This window comes from Candidatus Tectomicrobia bacterium (assembly GCA_016192135.1).
GTDB lineage: Bacteria > UBA8248 > UBA8248 > UBA8248 > UBA8248 > 2-12-FULL-69-37.
In genome coordinates this window covers 62,966-80,718 of record JACPUR010000030.1, presented here as the reverse complement: position 1 = coordinate 80,718, position 17,753 = coordinate 62,966, and the positions used below count along the sequence as shown (strand labels likewise).

The following is a 17,753-nucleotide window of genomic DNA, read 5'->3' as shown; positions in this document are numbered from 1 at the left end:
CCCCTAGGGACCATTGCTTCCCTTTCCCTAATCCTCCCGGTTCACGGCCGAGCCCAGGGCGTGGACGACGCGCGTCACCGGAGTGGGCACCCCGTGCTTCTCCCCGAAGCGGATGACGGCCCCCGTGAAGGCGTCCATCTCGAGGGGCTTGCCCTCCCAGGCGTCCGTCAGCATGGAGGTGGTGGCGTCGGGCGGCATCTTCTTCTGCCGGGCGATGACCTCCTCGGCGAAGCCGGGGGCCAGCCTGGCGCCCTCCGCCCGGCCCACCGCGGCGCACTCGCGCGCCAGGGCGAGCGAAACCTCCGAGACGTCCGGGCGGCCCAGCACCTCGCGCCGGCGGCGGGTGAGGCCGGTGATGGGGCTCTGGGCGCAGTTGACGGTGAGCTTGGTCCAGAGCTCCGTCTTGATGTCCTTCGTGAGGGGCACCTCCACGTCCGTCCCCTCGAAGAGCTTGGCGAGGCCGCGCCCGTACTCGTCGTCCGGGGCCACGAGGCGCACGAAGCTGCGGTGCTTCATCCGCCCGAGCCCCACCTTGTCGGCCGGGCACTGCACCACGACGGGGAGCACGCGCGCCCCGTTCGCGTAGGGCGTCACCCGCTCGAGGTGCTCGACCCCGTTGTGGAGCACGGCGATGACGGTCCCGGGGCCCGCCAGGGCCTTGAGCCAGCCCGCCGCGCCCTCGGTGTGGTGGGCCTTGGTGGCGAGGAGCACCCACTCGGCGGGCCCGACCCGGGCCGGGTCGGTCGCGCACTTGGCCTCGGCCTCGATCACCCGCTTCGGGGTCTCCACCACCAGCTTCTCGAAGGGGGTGCGCACGCACAGCGTGACATCGCACCGGCCCTTCTCCAGGAGGCGCGCGGCCACCACCCCCCCGATGGCGCCCACCCCCACGACGGCAACGCGCTCCATGCCCATCCTCCGATCGAATGTTCGCGAGATTCGGGAGCCGGAATCATACCGGAGCGGGCCGCCTTCCTTCAAAGCCCCGGGGCCTCCCGCGCCGCGCCGCCCCGCGGGTCCACGCCGCGCAGGCCGCCACCGCCCCCGCCAGGGCGTCCCAGCCCGAGGTGTGGCCGACGGCGTGAACGGCGGCGAGGGCCTCCGCCAGCCCCTCCGCGCCCGGCGAGGCGAGCGCGGCCAGGGCCCCGTGCAGGGCGGCGTTCCCCTCCCCCCCGGCCGCGCAGGCCAGGTGGGCGAGGCTGATCTTCCCCGTCCGCCGCGCCGCGAGCGGGAGCGCCCAGCCGGCCAGCCGGTCCGCCGTTCCCTCCTCCCCGAGGGCGCGCAGGGCGATCAGCATCCCGCCGATGAAGTCGTCCCCGGAGGGGGTGAGGCCCGGCCCCAGGCCGATGAGGTTTTCAGCCTCCTTCGGGGACGGGCCGGCCTCTCCGCGCAGGGCCCCGGCGAGCCAGGCATCCAGGATGCGCGCCGCGGGCCAGGCGAGGCGGCGTAAGGGGGTGCTCTCGTCTGTAGGGGCGAGGCATGCCTCGCCCCTGCGAAGGATTGGCGGCCCGATCAGCTCCGGGATGATTCCCCCCATCCCCTCCGCCGGCGGATTCGCCTCCCGCCCGAGCGCCTCCAGCCCTCCGGCCAGGCCATCGCTCCAGCCGGCGGGAAGCGGTGTCGGCCGCCACGGCCGCGCCTCCCGCAGCGAGACGGCGACGCCCCCGGCGCGGGCCTCCCCGCCCTCGCACATGAACGGGAGGCCGGGCGAGACGCCTTGGGCCTCCCACTCGAAGCCCTCGGGGAGACCGCACAGCGCGTTCAGGGGGCCCGGGCCCAGGGCGGGGGGGCCGAGGCAGGCGAGGGCGCCGTCCGATCGCTCCAGGTAGAGGCTCCGGCGGAAGACGGCGAGGACGCTCCCGCGCCCGGGCGGGGCCAGGGCGCGCAGCGCGGCCCCTCCGGCGAGGCGCAGGGCGATCACAGGCTCCCCTCGGGCACGATGTGGGTGCCCGCCTTCCCCCGCAGGGCGGGGATGGCCTCCTCGAGATGGGCGATGACGGCGCGCTTGCCCCCCCGCTCGACGAAGCGGCAGGCGGCCTCGACCTTGGGCCCCATGCTCCCCTCGGGGAAGTGGCCCTCGCGCTGCCAGGCGCGCATCTGGGCGGGGGTGGCGCGCTCGATCTCGCGCTGCCTGGGGGTCCCCCAATGGATGGCGGCGCGCCGGACCTCGGTCAGGATCAGGAAGGCCTCCATGCCCAGCACCTTGGCCATGAGGGCCGAGGTGAGGTCCTTGTCGATGACGGCCTCGACGCCCCGCCGCTCCCCCTTGGGGCCGCGCACGACGGGGATGCCGCCCCCTCCCCCCGCGATGCAGATGTCCCCATGCTCCATGATCGCCCGCACGAGGGAGATGTCGACGATGTGGCGGGGCTCGGGCGAGGGCACCACCTGGCGCCAGCCCCGGCCGGCGTCCTCGCGCATGATCCAGCCCATCTCGCGCCCGGCCGCGCGCGCCTCGGCCTCGTCGTAGAAGAAGCCGATGGGCTTCGTGGGGTTCCGGAAGGCGGGGTCGCCGGGGTCCACCTCGACCTGGGTCAAGAGGCAGACGACGTGCCGGGGGTTCCCCTTCTCGCGCAGGGCGTTCTCCAGGGCCTGCATGAGGAGGTAGGCGATCCCCCCCTGGCTCTGGGCCACGCAGATGTCGAGCGTCATGGGGGACACCCGCTTGCGCGAGAGCGCCATGCGCATGTGGATCTTCCCCACCACGGGCCCGTTGCCGTGGGTGACGACCAGCTCGTTGTCCAGCTCCATGAGGGGGAGCAGGGACTGCGCCGTGGCCTTGGCGATGACGATCTGCTCCTGGGGCGTCCCCCGGATGTTCCCGGGGTGGGTGGCGTTCCCGCCGATGGCGACGAGGAGGCGGCGCGGGAGATCCGTCATCGGTGCGTCCTCAAGGGTTTCATCCCGAAACCTCACCCGGGGGAAAGCTCCCCTCTCCCCCCGCCCATCCGGGCGGGAGCCATGCTCCGCGGAGGATCGGCTTGGGCCGGTTTCCGGGCGGCGGATGGGGCAAAGGCGGATTGTAACATCAACCCGCGAGGGCGCCCCACGCCCCTCCCGCGGCGGCGGCCCCGGCGAGAAGCAGAATCGGCGAGGCGCCCCCGCGCTCGGCGAGGAAGACGGCGGCGGAGAGGAGGGCCAGCGCCGGGTGCGCCTGGACGAGGGGCCAGGCGATCGAGGCGAGGGTCACCCCCAGCAGCCCGATGGCGGCCGCCCCCGCGAAGCGCCCGAAGGCCTCGAAGGCCGCCCCGCCCCGCCAGCGCTCCGCCATGCGGGCGGCGAGCGCCGCGAGGAGGATCGGCAGGGCGAAGACGGCCAGGGTGGCCGCGAGCGCCCCGGGGAGCCCCGCCGCGCGGTGGCCCACGAAGGCGGCGAGGATGAGCACCGGCCCGGGGGTGGCCTGGGCGATGCCCACCCCCGCGGCGAAGTCGCGGGGGCTGAGCCAGCCCGTCTCGGCCACGGCGATCCGCTCGACCAAGGGGAGGGCGGCCTGTCCCCCGCCGAAGGCCAGCGCCCCCACGAGCAGGAAGCGGAGGACGAGCTCAAGCATCCCGCGTCCCCTCGGCCAGCACCCCCGCCGCCCCCGCCCCGGCCACCACGAGCGCGGCCGGAGCGAAGAACCCCAGGGCGCACGCCGCGAGGAGGACGAGGGTGAGCCTCCTCCCCCGCGCCTCGCTGCGGGCCAGCCTCCACATGGCCGAGGCGAGGAGGCCCGCCACCGCGAGTTGGACGCCGGCCAGCGCCCCCCGGGCCCAGGGGGCGTCCGGCAGCGACGCCGTGAGGGCCGCCGCCGCCGTCATGAGGCAGGCGGCCGGGGCGACGAAGGCGAGCGCGGCGGCGAGCGCCCCCGGCCAGCCGCCCAGCCGCGCGCCCAGGTAGGCCGCCACCTGCACCATGGTCGAGCCGGGGAGGGGCTTGGTGAGGGCGAGGGCCTCGCCGAAGTCCCGCCGCGAGACCCAGCCCCGCCTCTCGACCAGCTCGCGCTCGAGGAGCGCGAGGGCCCCGCCCAGGCCCCCGAAGGCGAAGGCCCCCAGCCGGAGGAAGGTCCAGGCGATCCGGCCGGGGCCGGGGCGCTCCGCGGGCGCGTTCACGGGGCGGATGTCGCCGGGCGGCAAGGGCTCACGCCTTGAGGCCCAGCTCGTCCATGGAGCGCTTGAGGGCGTTGCAGCCCGCGATGAGGACCATCATCCCGCACGGGGGGAAGATCGACTCGAAGGCCTCGAGCACCTGCCTCGGCGCGGCCCCCAGCTTGAGGGCGCGCTTGACGTGCTCCTTGAGCCCCTCGGTGTCGGCCGGGTGGCGCACCGCGATGGCCACCGAGATGAAGGTCTCCCGCAGGTGCTCGGGCATCTCCTGCTTCTTGCCCAGGACGTAGTTCTTCATCCCCTCGTAGTGCTCGATGAGCTCGGGGTCCATCTCGCACAGGAGCTCGAAGGCGGGCCAGACGAAGCCGCGCGCCTGCATCATCTTGTCCAGCAGTTCCTGTCCCTTGGCCGTGGCGGGCATGGGGCGCCTCCTGTCGTGGGGAAACCGGGTGCTAAAAAGGAAATATATCGGAGGATCGGATGGGCGGGAAACGGGGGTTTGATCCGTAGGGGCAGGCCCCTGTGCCTGCCCCATCCGCACAGGGGGGGCGGACACAGGGGGCCGCCCCTACGAATATCCTGTCACGATGGTCCCGTAGGGGCGGTTCGCGAACCGCCTCTACAAAACACGCGGTGCATCTGATTGGGCGCGGGGGCGCATGCCATGCATCCTGCAAAACCCGTGGCCGCATCCGCCCGTAGGGGCGTATTGCAATACGCCCCTACAAAAATGCGGCGCCGTTCCCCATATCATCACAGCGGGAAGAACAATTTGGGGATGAGGGCCTGGGCCTTCTTCTCGTCCCCCTCGACGGTGAACCGGCCCTCTTTCCGCCTCTCCTCGACCGGGCCCCGGCCGGTGGCGAGGAGGAGCATGTCGCTCCCGGTGGCGGAGATCGTCACATCGGCCCTGTGCTCGCCCAGTCCCAAATCTTGCGCCTTCTTGCCCTCCACCCGCATGGCCCACTTCTTGCCGTCGGTGAGGCGGAAGGCGAAGGTGCCCGAGAGCCCCTCGGCCGGGCTCAGCTCGTAGAAGAGCGGGAAGTGCTGGCGCAGGTTCCCGGCCGCGGTGCCGATGGGCTGCTGCGTCATGGCGCGCCCGGGCTCGTTCCAGATGTCCCACTCGTGGAGCAGGAGCTCGTTCAGGCGCGAGATGACCAGCCGCCGCACCGGGAACACCCCCCGCCGGTGCCAGGTGGGCCGCTCGAAGTCCCCGGGCTTCAGGGTCGAAAAAAGGCCGTACACGTCCCCGGTGTTCAGCTCGAAGCGCTCGATGAGCCGCTCCGGCGAGAGATCCGCGATTTCCTGGGCCATGTCCTCCCGGATGCGCATGAACTCGGCCTGGTCCTTGGCCCCGAGCGGAAAACCCAGGTCGCCCTTGAGCGCGTTCCGCACCGAGGAGGCGAAGAAGGCGCCCCCGAAGGCCATGTGGCCCACCACCTTGGCGGCGTTCCAGCCCGGGCAGTAGGAGGGCCGCTTCCAGTCCTCCTCCCCGAAGGTGCGGAACCAGCCTGCCAAGCGGCGGAACTCCCGGCCGATGGCCGCGACGGTGGCGTGAAGCTCGGGCACGTAGTCCAAGACGGTGCCTCCCCTGGGTCAGACGGATGCGGTGAAGGACATGCGAGAGGGGGATGGTAGCACGGGCGGGCGGGGAATTCGTAGGGGCATTGCACCGGATGATGGCGCATGAGTACGTAGGGGCGGGTCTCAGACCCGCCCCTACAGACCAGGATCGCCATAAGACGACGTAGGGGCGGGCCCCCGTGCCCGCCCCCAAACCAACGGGCGGCCACAGGGGGCCGCCCCTACAAAAAGCGCCGCAAGAGACGATGCAGGGGCAGGCCCCCTCTCCCAAGGGGAGAGGGAAAACCGGGGCACCATCCCTTGGCCAAATTCGTAGGGGCGACCGGCCGGCCGCCCCTACAGACCAGGGTCGCCACAGATCGGCGCTACTGGGCGGCGGAGGCCGACAGCGCGCCGGAAGCCGTATCGCCCGTTTCGGCCAGGTGGCCGGAGGGAAGCCCGCAGTGGAAGAGGGTTTCCCGGCCCTGCGCGTCGGTCACCACGACGTCGCAGGCGCCATCCAGCTCCATCGCGTCGAGAAAGCGGGTCAGCTCCAGGTTCCCCCGGGTGCGGACCGCCATCCTCCAGACTTGATCGCGGCTCAGCCCTTGCGTGGGCTCGGTCACCTTCCACACGATTTGGACGGGCTCGGCGATCATCGGATGGCTCCTTTCACGGGACGGACTGCGCTCGTTTGAAGTCTCGGCGGCCGCCACTGGGGATCCTCCGGCACCGGACCGCCGGGGCATCCCCACGCGTTCATTGTAACCCGGCTTTCTTTTCGGCGCTGTATCTATCTTGTTAAGTTCTTGTTTCGGGAGGAAGAGGTCCGGGTCTGGTGGGGGATTCGCAATTCGCAGGGGCGGGTTTCACCCTATAGACCAAAACCACCTTAAGGTTGTCACCCCGAGCGCAGCGAGAGGTCTACGCTAGCGGACGCGCGGGAAGATTCCTCGCTGCGCCTGTCCTAAGCGAAGCGAAGGGCTCGGAATGACATCCAGACCCCCTCACATCTCCCGTATAAACCGCGCCGCGTAGCTCCTCACGTGCCTTCCGTTCAGCACGTGGAACCTCCGCACCCGCGCGATGGTCTCGCCCGAGAAGCGCCCGAGCGGGAGGTAGATGAGGTGCCGCTTCAAAACGCGGGCGATTTGGCGCCAGCGGGCGAGGGGGGGACGCGGGGAGACGAGGGCGACGCTCTTCTCCCGGGAGTGGAGGCAGGCGCCGGCGATGAGGCGCTCCTCGAGGGTCTCGGTGAAGGCGAGCCGGGGGTCGCGCCAGACGTCGGGGAGGTGGCGCGGAGGAAAGAGGAAGAAGGCGCCCCCGTACTGGCTCTCGGCGATGCCGGGCCCCACCATGTTCCCCTCGAAGGGGGTGGCGTACATGCAGAGGGTGGACTCCTCCTCGTGCTCGGCGTACCACATGGTGCGCCAGGAATACTTATCGGGATCGGCCGGGCTCTCGAAGAGGAAGACGACCACCTCCACGCTCCCGCGCGCCGGGGGGATCTCCTTCACGTACAAATCCCCGGTGTGCCAGTTGCGCAGGGTCTCGCGCATGTCGAGGCCGTCCTTGATCGAGACGGTGAACTTCTCGGTGCGGGCGAGGTCCTCCCCGAGGAGGGCCTTGGCCTGCTCGCGGACGTGGGTGTGGAAGCTCTCGATCTTCGTGTCCTCGGGGGGCCAGGAGCACATGCCGTAGGGGTCCCAGCGCTGGGCCCACTTGCGCTTCTCGAAGGGCCGGGGCTTGGGCTTCAAGGAGATGTTGCGCCAGGAGACGGGGCTCCCGCCGAGCCTGTTCTTCATCCCGCCGACATCGCCCTCCGGGAACTCGGCCTTGCCGATGCCCATGCGCACCGCGTTCCAGGCGCCTTCTTCCTCACCCCCCCTGCCCCCCCCTTGATCAGGGGGGGAATCAAAATCCTGCCTCCCCGAACGGCGGGCCGGGCCTTTCCCTTCCCCCCCTTCATAAGGGGGGGATTGAGGGGGGGGGTCTTGGTACGGATACTTCCTCGCCGTCTCGGCCAGGCAGAGGGCGAAGGCGTCCCCGGCGCACTGCTTGGCGGCCACCACCAGGGTGAAGAGGTCCGGGGTGAGCCGCCGGGTCTGGAGGGTGAGGTTGCGGACGTACTGGAGAAAGACCTGGAGCCGCTGGGGCGTGACCCAGTTGTGGACGGGGTTGTGCTCGGCGAGCCAGGCCGCGCGCGCCTCCAGGAGGAGCTCCTTCACCCCGTCGAGGGAGAGGTGGCGGTCCCCGCGCAGCTCCTCCCGGCGCCTCTCGTAGAGCGAGGTGACGAAGGGGAGCTCCCCCAGGAGGAAGGCGAGCGTCCCCGCCTCCACCTCGTAGAGCCGGACGCGGGGGGGCGACGCTTCTTCCTCCGGCGCGGGCAGGTTCGTGAGATAGGCCTGCCTCACCCAGGGCCAGTCCAGGGCGTGGCAGAGGAAGGCGATCTTCTTGTGGTCCCTCTCCAGCGCGCGGAGCCGCGACGCCATCCAGCGCACCCGGGCCTCGCGCTGGCTGCCGGGCGCGGGAGGGGGCGAGGCCGGGAGGAGCGCCGCCGCGAAGGCGTCGAGGGGCACCTTCTTGAGCGCGTAGGGGTCGGGCAGGAGGTGGGACTCCGGGTCGTAGGCCGCGACCTCAAGGTCCACCCAGGCGCGGGGGATGCGCTCCCCCATCGCCGTCCGGAGCGCCGCGACCACCGCCTGGCAGGGGTCGACGGGGACGTAGTTGAAGGCGGGGAGATCGGGGGCGTCCTCCTCCCCTTCCCCTTCCCCACTCTCTTCCTCCTCGTCCTCCCGCTCCCACTCCCTGGACCAGGCGCCCTCCTCCTCCCGGGCGGCGGCCAGGGAGACGCGGGGAAGCGCCTCCACCCCCGCCTCCACAGATTCCTCAAAAGAGGGCGGGAGGGGCACCGCGAGGCAGTCCGGCTCCAGGCGGAGCAGGCGGTCGCGGGCCTCCTGGGCGAAGTCCCCCGAGGCGTGCACCACCGGGATGACGCGGATGCGCGGGGAGAGGGAGAGGAAGTCCTCCCTTTCGCTGGCTCGCTTGGAACCGCCGGGGCTCATGGGGTCAGCGATCGCGGCCCGGGTTCAGGGGGCTCTCCCCGCCGAAGAGGTAGTCCCCGAAGTCCATGGGGGGCAGCTCCTCGCCGAGGGCCTGCCGGCGGCGGCGGGCGAGGCCGCGGAGGTCGAGCGCCTCGTCCCCCAGCACCTTGACCAGCGACTCGCGCCAGGCCTCGTCCTGCCCGAGGGGGTGCTTGGGGTCCTGGGCCATGCGCTTCAAGGCGTACTGGAGGATGTGGAGGCCGTCCCGGGGGGAGTAGTCGAGGTCCAAGGCGTGGGCCTCCTGGAGGAAGTCCACCGTGAGCGCGAGCATCTCGGCCGGGGCGAAGGGCAAGTGGTACTGGAGGATGGCCAGCTCGTCCTCGCGCTGCGGGAACTCCACCTCGAGGGTGGGCTGGAGGCGGGAGAGGATGTAGTCGGGCACCTCGTAGGTCGAGGCGTCCTCGTTCATGGTGACGCAGCAGCGGAACTCGTCCCGGGCGCCCACGGTGATGCCCGCCACGATGGACTCGACGTAGCGCCGGTGGTCCAGGAGCGGCGCGAGGGAGGCCCAGCTCTTCTCGCTCATGCGGTTCCCCTCGTCCAGCACGCACACCCCGCCCCGCAGCATGGCGGTGACGAGAGGGGAGGCGTGGTAGGCGATCTTCCCCCCCTCGGAGAGGACGGGGGTGACGAGGAGGTCCTCGGGCCGGGTGTCGGCCGTGCACTGGAAGATGTAGAGCTCCTGCCCCCGCTCCCGCGCGGCGGCCATGGCGAGGGTGGTCTTCCCGATGCCCGGGGGGCCCACGATGCGGGGGGCCAGGGGCAAATCCTCCTCGGCCACCACGAGCCAGCAGGCCTGGAGCTGGCGGAGGACCTCCCGCTGGCCGATCCACTCCTGGCTGGGGTCGGTGGGCTGGCTCAGGTGGAGCGTCACGCCCTGGACTTCTACGGCCCGGGCGGCGTCCTTGGCGTCTAGGTGCAAGGGAGGGCTCCTTGTGTGTGAAAATGCGGCCTTCGCCCATTATAGCACCCGTAGGGGCGGTCCCCCGTGGCCGCCCCGGTTGGGGAAGGGGGGCAGGCACGGGGGCCTGCCCCTACGGCTGACTCGACCCCATCCTGTTGGGCGATTCCCCTTCCCCTGATATATATGTCGGACATTATTTTGCAGGGGCGTATGGCCATGCGCCCCTGCAGATCGGGCGGCAGGGTACGGTTTTGTTGTAGGGGCGGTTCGCGAACCGCCCCTACGGATCAGGCGGCGCGGCGACGGTCGTTGTAGGGGCGAGGCATGCCTCGCCCCTACCGACCACGCGGCGCGAAATGGGTGTGCAGGGGCGGGTTTCAAACCCGCCCTGCAGACGAGACCGTCAGACGGGGAAGATTCGATGACCTTCCTTCAAGACCTCCAGGCGCGGGGCCTGGTGCACGACTTCACGGACCAGCCCGAGTTCCGCCAGGCGCTCGAGGCCGGGGGGATGACCCTCTACTGCGGCTTCGACCCCACCTCGGACAGCCTCCACGTCGGGAGCCTCATGCCCATCGCGGGCCTCATGCGCTTCCAGCGGGCGGGCCACCGCCCCATCGCCCTGGTGGGGGGAGCGACGGGAATGATCGGCGACCCCTCGGGCAAGAGCGAGGAGCGCAACCTCCTCGGCCGCGCGGCGCTGGAGCGGAACGTCGAGGGCATCCGGGCCCAGCTCGGGCGCTTCCTCGACTTCGGCGCGGGCAGAGCCAAGCTCGTCAACAACGCCGACTGGCTGGCGCGGATGAGCCTCGTGGACTTCCTGCGGGACGTGGGCAAGCACTTCACCGTGGCCTATATGGAGGCGAAGGAGTCGGTCAAGGCGCGCGTCGCGGGGGCGGGCATCTCCTACACCGAGTTCAGCTACATGCTCCTCCAGGCCTGCGACTTCCTCCACCTCCACGACGCCGAGGGCTGCGCCCTCCAGATCGGGGGCTCGGACCAGTGGGGGAACATCACGGCCGGCATCGAGCTCATCCGCCGGGTGCGGGGGAAGCCCGCCTTCGGCCTCACCTTCCCCCTCATCACCACCTCGGACGGCCGCAAGTTCGGGAAGACCGAGGCGGGGAACGTCTGGCTCGACCCGGCCCGCACCAGCCCCTACCGCTTCTACCAGTACTGGATGCAGACGGCGGACCCGGATGTGGGCCGCTTCCTCAAGTATTTCTCCTTCATGTCCGTTGAGGAGATCGAGGAGATCGAGCACGTCCACCTGGCCGCGCCCGAGAAGCGCGAGGGCCAGCGGCGCCTCGCGCGCGAGATGACCTCGCTGGCGCATGGAGAGGAAGCCGCCCGGAGCGCCGCGAAGGCGTCCATGATCCTCTTCGGCGGGGAGCTCGAGGGCATCCGGGAGGGGGACCTCCTGGCCGCCGCCGAGGAGATGCCCCGGACGGAGCGCGGGGGCGCCCTCCCCCTTCCCCTGGTGGACGCCCTGGTCGAGACCCAGCTGTCTTCCTCGAAGGGGATGGCGCGGAAGGACATCCAGGGCGGGGGCGTCTACGTGAACAACCGCCGCATCGGGGAAGAAGGCGCGGCGCTGTCTCGGAATGACCTCCTCTTCGGCAAATACGTCCTTTTGCGGAAGGGGAAAAAGAACTATCATCTGGTGCAATTCCGGCAACCCTAGGCCTCCTGGAGCGGGCCCCGCACGGCGCCCGCATCCGTTTCGCGGAGGAAAGCGCATGAGCATCCTCGACCGGCTCAAGACCGCGGCCGAAGACCCCGAGCAGAAGAAGCCCGAGGCGCCCGCCGCCACCGCCGCGCCCGCCCCGCCGGCGGCTCCCGCCCCGCCCGCCGGATCCGCTCCGGCCGCGGCGCCGAGCCTCCTCAAGCCCCGGGAGCCCCAGGCGGCGCCCCCGGGCAAGGACGGCAAGGAGGCCCCCGCCGGGGACTACGACCCCCTCAGCCTGGGCGAGCCCCGCAGCGTGGAGGACCTGGGCATCCGCCCGGACTTCCTCATGCCCCACGTCCTCAAGACGGTGGCCATCCTCGACACCTTCACGGTGAACGAGGCGGCGGAGCAGCTCTGCCTCCCCGTCAAGATCACGAACGACCTGCTGGAGGAGTGGCGCAACCTCAAGTGCATGGAGGTGGCCTCCGCGGCCGGCTACGCCTCGACCACCCGGCGCTACGTGATGACGAGCGAGGGCCGCAACCGCGCCCGCGAGTACATGCGCCTGAGCGGCTACATGGGCGCCATCCCCGTCCCCATGACCACCTACGTCAAGATGGTCCAGAAGCAGACGGTGCTGGGCGTGCAGGTGAACATCGAGTCGCTCCGGAAGGCCCTCTCCCACCTCGTGGTGAGCGACCGGCTCTTCAAGCCGCTGGGGCCCGCCGTGAACTCGGGGCGCACCATCTTCCTCTACGGCCCCCCGGGGAACGGGAAGACCGCCATCGCGGTGGCCCTCTCCTCCCTGCTCGGCGGGGCCATCGCCATCCCCAAGGCCATCGAGGTGGACGGCTTCGTCGTCCGGCTCTACGACCCCTCGGTCCACCGCCTGGACGAGGGCCCCCAGCCCGAGGACAAGCGCTGGCTGCGCTGCAAGCGCCCCGTCGTGGTCGTGGGCGGCGAGCTCACGCTCCAGACCATGGAACTCCAGATGGACCCGCACTCGGGCACCTACGAGGCCCCGCCCCACGTGAAGTCGAACAACGGCATCTTCATCCTGGACGACTTCGGGCGCCAGCTCGTGCGGCCGCGCGACCTCCTCAACCGCTGGATCGTGCCCCTCGAGAACCGGGTGGACTTCCTCACCCTCCACACGGGCAACAAGGTGCAGATGCCCTTCGACCAGCTCGTCATCTTCAGCACGAACATCAACCCGAAGGACCTCCTCGACGAGGCCTTCATGCGCCGGCTCTGCCACAAGCTCTTCATCGGGCCCCTGGACCGAGAGGGCTTCCGCGAGAACTTCGAGCGCAGCTGCAAGGGCAAGGGCATCGAATTCCGCGAGGACGTCTACAACGACCTCATCAAGGAGGTCTACGAGGCGCGGAAGCGGCCCTTCACCGCCTGCCACCCCCGCGACCTGCTCGACCACCTGATCGACCTGGCCAAGTTCGAGGAGAAGACGCCCGAGATGACGAAGGACCTCCTCCTCAGGGCCTGCGAGAGCTACTTCGTGGGCTTCGAGGAGGGGGACGCCGCCTTCGCCACCTCGGCCGGCGTGTCGGATTTGCTGAAATAGGGCATTTTGCGATCCCATCGCGGATGTTTGCGCGTCCGTTTTTGTAGGGGCGGTTCGCGAACCGCCGCTACGGATGGCCGTCGCGGTGGTTCCGTAGGGGCATATTGCCATACGCCCTTGCAACAATTCGTTCCGGCATATGATCCGTAGGGGCGCACGGCCGTGCGCCCCTGCATTTTGAATTCCCCGAGGGCGAGGAATGAACGCATGACCACCCCCGCCGCCTCCCCCCTCCCGGGCCAGCAGGTGGACTACGGGGAGCTCCCGGCCCTCTATCATCGCTGGAAGTGGCGGGTGCTCGTGGCTTTCTGCCTCTTCTACGTCACGAACTACCTCGGGCGCTTCAACTTCAGCCTGGTCCAGGCCGCCGTCATCGAGGACCTGGGCATCACCCGGGCCGACACCGGCTGGATCAACTCCTGGATGTTCTGGGGCTTCGCCCTAGGCGACCTCGTGCACGGGCGCCTCGGGGAGAAGATCGGCTTCCGCAACCTCATCCTCGCGGGCGCGGTGGGGACCAGCGTCTTCAACGTCCTGGCCAGCTTCGGGGACACCATCCCCTCCCTCGCCGTCCCCTGGGCCCTCGTGGGCTTCGTGAACGCCTCGGCATGGGGGCCGGGGCTGGGCATCGTGGCCCAGTGGTGGCCGAGGCGCGACCGCGGGAAGGCCATCGGCTGGGTGGGGACCTCGGCCGGGATCGCCCTGCTGGTGGTCTGGGCGGTGACGCCCTGGGTGGCGGCCCACTGGGGCTGGCGGGCGGCGCTGCGCTACCCGCCGCTCCTGCTCACGGTGACGGGCGTCCTCTTCTACCTCAGCGTGCGCGACAAGCCCGCCGAGCTGGGCCTGCCCGAGTACCGCGAAGCCGATCAGGTCTCCCGCGACGCCGAGGCCTCGGGCGGCGCGAGCGAGAACGGCCTCCGCGCCTACCTCCACCTTCTGGGCAACTGGCGCTTCTTCATCGCCTGCCACGTGAAGGGGCTCGACAACGTGGTGCGCTATGGCATCGTCTCCTGGGCGCCCGTCTACTACGCCCAGGTGGGGGGCTTCACCCTCCAGGAGATGGGCTGGCTCACCTTCGCCTACCCGCTCGGCTACCTCTTCGGGCCCATCGCCGGGGGCATCCTCTCGGACCGCTTCTTCCACAGCAACCGCACCCCCGTCATCGTCATCAGCGCCGCCATCAGCGCGGCCGCCACCCTGGGCATCGCCCTCAGCCCCGCGTCGAGCATCCCGCTGGCGGTGATCCTCCTCATGGTGGGGGGCTTCTTCGTGAATATGACCCCCATCCAGGCCCTCGCCGTGGACTTGGCCGGGAGGCGCCTCGCCGGGACCGCCGCGGGTGTCCTCGACGCCCACGGCTACATCTACGGGGCGCTGCAGGCCTGGCTCTTCGGCTGGCTCTCCCTGGCCGCCCCGAACGGCTGGATGTGGGTCTTCCTCGCCATGTCCGCGACGCGGATCATCTCGGCGGCGGCCATCTGGCGGGTGAAGGCGTAGGGAGCGCGTGAGCCCCGCGCAGGTCGCCTACGCCGACCTCCCCCCCGCCTACCACCGCTGGAAGTGGCGCGTCCTCATCGCCTACTTCGCCTTCTACTCCTTCAACTACCTGGGGCGGTTCAACTTCAGCCTGGTGCAGCCCGCCGTCATCGAGGACATGGCCGTTACCCAGGCCGAGACGGGCTGGGTCAACTCGGGCATGTTCTGGGGCTTCGCCCTGGGCGGATTGGCGTGGGGGCGCATCGCCGAGCGCGCGGGCTTCCGCCGCGTCATCCTCCTGGGGGCCCTGGGGACGGCCCTGCTGAACGTCCTGGCCAGCTACGCCGGGACGGTCGCGGGCCTATTCGCCCTATGGGCCGCGGCCGGCTTCATGAGCTCGGCCGCCTGGTCCCCCGGCCTGGGCCTCATCACCCAGTGGTGGCCCCGGCAGGAGCGCGGGCGCGCCATCGGCGCGGCGAGCGCCGCCGCGGGGACGGCCCTCCTCATGGTCTGGATGGTGGCGCCCTGGGTGGCCTCGGCCTGGGGCTGGCGGGCCGCCCTGCGCTGGCCGCCCCTGGCCCTCGCGCTGGCGGGGGTGCTCTTCTACCCCGCCGTCCGCGACCGGCCCTCCGAGGCGGGGTTCCCCGAGTACGCCGAGCCCTCCGAGGTTTCGCGCGCCGCCGAGGAGGCCTCCGAGGCGGGCGGGCGCGGCCTCGGCGCCTACCTCCTGCTCCTGGGGAACTGGCGCTTCCAGATCGCCTGCCACGTGCGGGGACTCGACACCCTGGCGCGCTACGGCATGGTTTCCTGGGTGCCGGTCTACTACGCCCAGATGGGGGGCTTCGACCTCAAGGGCATGGCCCTCGTGACCTTCGCCTACCCGGTGGGGCTCATGCTGGGCCCCCTCGCCGGGGGCTTCCTCTCGGACCGCATCTTCAAGGGCAACCGATCCCCCGTCATCGTGGCGGCCTCCCTGGCCAGCGCCTCGGCCATCGCGGGGGTGGCGCTGAGCCCGGCGCACTCGGCGCCCCTGGCCGCCTTCTTCCTCATCACGGGGGGGTTCGCCATCAACCTGGCGCCCGTGCCCGCCCTGGCGGTGGACCTGGCGGGGCGGCGGCTCGCCGGGACGGCGGCGGGCCTCCTCTCGTTCCACGGATACGCCTATGCGGCGGCCCAGGCCTGGATCTTCGGGTGGCTCTCGCTCGCCCCGAACGGCTGGCTCTGGGTCTTCCTCCTCATGGCCGCGACGCGGCTCGTCTCGGCGGCGGCGATACGGCGGGTGCGGGCGTGAGGCCCCCGCAGGCACGGTTGTCCGGAACTTCGTGAACTCACCTTCCAAAATGGCGGAACCTTTTTCACGTTTCGTGCATCAAAAGAGACGGGGGAAGGGCATCGGGGGCCTCGAATGGGCGAGCCAGCAGAATCGCAGGAAGCCCCTCTTCTTTCGCGCCTGCGGGCGGGCGATACCCAGGCTTTCGAGTCCCTGGTCCGGGAGAATCAAGGGCCGCTTTACAACCTCCTGGCGCGCCTGACGGGCGATCCGGACGAGGCCCTGGACCTGGTTCAGGAGACCTTCCTCAGGGCGTTCCGGGGGATGGCCTCGTTCCGCGGGGAATCGGCGGTGAAAACCTGGCTCCACCGGATCGCAATGAACGTATTCTTGAACGAAAGGCGCGGCCCCCGCCGTGAGACGGTGGATGTCCAGACCCTCGAAGAGCTTTCCCCCGGCTGGTGGGACCGGTGGAGCGGGCGCATGCCGGATCCGGAACAGCTGGCTATCCGCCGCGAGGAGAGCCGGAGACTCGGGGGGATCATCGCCCGCCTCCCCGAAGAATACCGCGCGGTCCTTCTGCTGCGCGACCGCGAAGAATACAGCGCGCACGAGGTGGCGGAGATGCTGGAGATATCGGAATCGGCCGTGAAGAGCCGCCTTCACAGGGCGCGAATGTACGTGCGGAAAGAGTTCCTGAAGAAAGCCGGGAAATGACGTCGTTTTCAAAGGGGAGCGGCCCATGTTCAGGTATCTGCTGAGGAGGATGTTCGGTACGCCAGGGCGGGGGAGGGTCCTCCCCTGCCGGGAGGTCACCCCCCTCCTCTCGCAGTTCCTGGACAAGGAACTCGGTCCCGAGATGACGAAAAAGCTCCGCTCCCACCTGGAGGTATGCTCCGCCTGCCGAAAATTCATGGAGTCCCTCGAGAAGACCTCTCAGATCCTCCGGTGGGATCCTTCCACCCCCATCCCGGAGGAAGCGGCCCGGGAGATGATGGAAAACCTCCGGGCGGAATACCTCCACGCCCTCAAGGAACTGGACGAGAAAAAGCACGGATAGGCACTCATTCCCTCGGAATTCCCCCTCTTTTTCTTTTCCTGAATCGTTTCCCCCAGCGCCGGGTCAAAGGTGGGTGAAAGCGGCCAGGACCGCGGCCCGCGGATTCCGGGCCGGAGAAATCACTTCGGATCGAGGAGAAAGATATGTTCCAGAAGATCGTTCTGCCCCTGGCCTTGCTCGCGCTCGGGGGAATCAGCGTTGCGTTCGCGGCAAGCTCGGCGCCCGCGCCCAGCGGGGGGAAGCCGGCGAACCCGTGCGCCGTCCAGCAGGGAAACCCGTGCGCCGCCCAGCCCAAGAACCCCTGCGCGCCCAAGCCCGTGAACCCGTGCGCCCCGCAGCCCAAGAACCCCTGCGCGCCCAAGTGACGGGCGCTTCGGGGTCAAGGTTCCACCTTTTTGTGAGGAAAACATGATCACGACCGCGTCGTGGAAAAAGCTGGATAAAGGATTCGTCGAGCAAGGCCTCGCCGGAGGGATCGCGGGGCTGTTCGGGGGCATCGCGTTCGGGCTCTGGATGGCGAGCCAAGGCGCCCTCGCGATGATCGCATCGATGATGGGCGGGAGCTCCTCCTTCCTCGGGTTGATCATCCACCTGATGATCAGCTGGGCGATCGGGGTGAGCTTCGGGGTTCTCTTCTCCCGGCTCGCCGGCGGCTTCATCCCCTCGACCCTGTGGGGGCTCGTCTACGGGTTCGCCTGGTGGTTCCTGGGCCCCCTGACCATGATGCCCCTCATGATGGGGATGGGCCTCCAGTGGACGGCCGCGGCGGTCGCGGCCACCATCCCGAGCCTCGTCTGGCACCTGATCTTCGGCGGCGTCATGGGGCTTTCCTACGCGGCCCTCACGCGGGCGCCGGGGGAGTCCGTCTCGCGGAAGATCGCCTGCTGCTTCAGGTGACATGCCGGCTGAGCCTCTCGTGGGGAGGAACCGGAGGCGGCGGCGCCTTCTATAGCGTCAACGGAAAAGCGGCCGGTCAAGCCGCGGCCGCCCCTAAGCCGGACGAAGGGGCGGCCGTGCTTCCCGGATGAATGACCCGGAAGCAT

Annotated in this window: 18 protein-coding genes; 8 read left to right on the top strand and 10 right to left on the bottom strand. The window is 70.3% G+C overall.

Annotation, left to right across the window (positions count from 1 at the left end):
- Positions 1-27: 27 nt before the first annotated feature.
- The 10 genes from HYZ11_12710 to HYZ11_12665 form a co-directional block, all read right to left on the bottom strand.
- Positions 28-909, bottom strand: coding sequence for a 2-dehydropantoate 2-reductase (locus HYZ11_12710; GenBank protein MBI3128459.1), 882 nt, complete (start codon positions 907-909; stop codon positions 28-30).
- A 43-nt stretch (positions 910-952) separates the two neighbouring features.
- A complete protein-coding gene (locus HYZ11_12705) occupies positions 953-1,693 on the bottom strand; it encodes a DUF2877 domain-containing protein (GenBank protein MBI3128458.1) in 741 nt (246 codons plus the stop codon).
- A 224-nt stretch (positions 1,694-1,917) separates the two neighbouring features.
- Positions 1,918-2,880 carry a carbamate kinase gene (locus tag HYZ11_12700; GenBank protein MBI3128457.1) on the bottom strand — a complete coding sequence of 321 codons (963 nt, stop codon included), beginning with the start codon at positions 2,878-2,880 and terminating at the stop codon, positions 1,918-1,920.
- 148 nt (positions 2,881-3,028) lie between these two features.
- Positions 3,029-3,550: a chromate transporter gene (locus HYZ11_12695; protein MBI3128456.1), complete on the bottom strand. Its 522-nt coding sequence runs from the start codon at positions 3,548-3,550 to the stop codon at positions 3,029-3,031.
- The gene (locus tag HYZ11_12690; GenBank protein MBI3128455.1) at positions 3,543-4,091 is read right to left on the bottom strand and encodes a chromate transporter; all 549 of its coding nucleotides are present in this window, start codon (positions 4,089-4,091) and stop codon (positions 3,543-3,545) included. The genes HYZ11_12695 and HYZ11_12690 overlap by 8 nt, the downstream gene beginning before the upstream one ends.
- A gap of 28 nt (positions 4,092-4,119) precedes the next feature.
- Positions 4,120-4,506: a hypothetical protein gene (locus HYZ11_12685; protein MBI3128454.1), complete on the bottom strand. Its 387-nt coding sequence runs from the start codon at positions 4,504-4,506 to the stop codon at positions 4,120-4,122.
- A 332-nt stretch (positions 4,507-4,838) separates the two neighbouring features.
- On the bottom strand, positions 4,839-5,663 hold the full coding sequence (locus HYZ11_12680; GenBank protein MBI3128453.1) for a maleylpyruvate isomerase family mycothiol-dependent enzyme: 825 nt from the start codon (positions 5,661-5,663) through the stop codon (positions 4,839-4,841).
- 371 nt (positions 5,664-6,034) lie between these two features.
- On the bottom strand, positions 6,035-6,307 hold the full coding sequence (locus tag HYZ11_12675; GenBank protein ID MBI3128452.1) for a hypothetical protein: 273 nt from the start codon (positions 6,305-6,307) through the stop codon (positions 6,035-6,037).
- Positions 6,308-6,655: 348 nt separating this feature from the next.
- A complete protein-coding gene (locus HYZ11_12670; protein MBI3128451.1) occupies positions 6,656-8,713 on the bottom strand; it encodes a hypothetical protein in 2,058 nt (685 codons plus the stop codon).
- A 4-nt stretch (positions 8,714-8,717) separates the two neighbouring features.
- Positions 8,718-9,674 carry an AAA family ATPase gene (locus tag HYZ11_12665; GenBank protein ID MBI3128450.1) on the bottom strand — a complete coding sequence of 319 codons (957 nt, stop codon included), beginning with the start codon at positions 9,672-9,674 and terminating at the stop codon, positions 8,718-8,720.
- 403 nt (positions 9,675-10,077) lie between these two features.
- Here HYZ11_12665 and HYZ11_12660 point away from each other — a divergent pair, with 403 nt between their 5' ends.
- From HYZ11_12660 to HYZ11_12625, 8 genes are all read left to right on the top strand, one after another.
- The gene (locus HYZ11_12660; GenBank protein MBI3128449.1) at positions 10,078-11,340 is read left to right on the top strand and encodes a tyrosine--tRNA ligase; all 1,263 of its coding nucleotides are present in this window, start codon (positions 10,078-10,080) and stop codon (positions 11,338-11,340) included.
- A 55-nt stretch (positions 11,341-11,395) separates the two neighbouring features.
- Positions 11,396-12,904: an ATP-binding protein gene (locus tag HYZ11_12655; GenBank protein MBI3128448.1), complete on the top strand. Its 1,509-nt coding sequence runs from the start codon at positions 11,396-11,398 to the stop codon at positions 12,902-12,904.
- A 207-nt stretch (positions 12,905-13,111) separates the two neighbouring features.
- Positions 13,112-14,401, top strand: coding sequence for an MFS transporter (locus HYZ11_12650; protein ID MBI3128447.1), 1,290 nt, complete (start codon positions 13,112-13,114; stop codon positions 14,399-14,401).
- Positions 14,402-14,408: 7 nt separating this feature from the next.
- A complete protein-coding gene (locus tag HYZ11_12645) occupies positions 14,409-15,671 on the top strand; it encodes an MFS transporter (protein MBI3128446.1) in 1,263 nt (420 codons plus the stop codon).
- A gap of 114 nt (positions 15,672-15,785) precedes the next feature.
- Positions 15,786-16,367, top strand: coding sequence for a sigma-70 family RNA polymerase sigma factor (locus HYZ11_12640; GenBank protein MBI3128445.1), 582 nt, complete (start codon positions 15,786-15,788; stop codon positions 16,365-16,367).
- A 25-nt stretch (positions 16,368-16,392) separates the two neighbouring features.
- A complete protein-coding gene (locus HYZ11_12635) occupies positions 16,393-16,710 on the top strand; it encodes a zf-HC2 domain-containing protein (protein MBI3128444.1) in 318 nt (105 codons plus the stop codon).
- Between the two features lie 143 nt (positions 16,711-16,853).
- Complete coding sequence (locus tag HYZ11_12630) at positions 16,854-17,075, top strand: hypothetical protein (protein MBI3128443.1); 222 nt, start codon at positions 16,854-16,856, stop codon at positions 17,073-17,075.
- A gap of 70 nt (positions 17,076-17,145) precedes the next feature.
- The gene (locus tag HYZ11_12625; protein ID MBI3128442.1) at positions 17,146-17,607 is read left to right on the top strand and encodes a hypothetical protein; all 462 of its coding nucleotides are present in this window, start codon (positions 17,146-17,148) and stop codon (positions 17,605-17,607) included.
- The last annotated feature ends 146 nt before the right edge of the window (positions 17,608-17,753 follow it).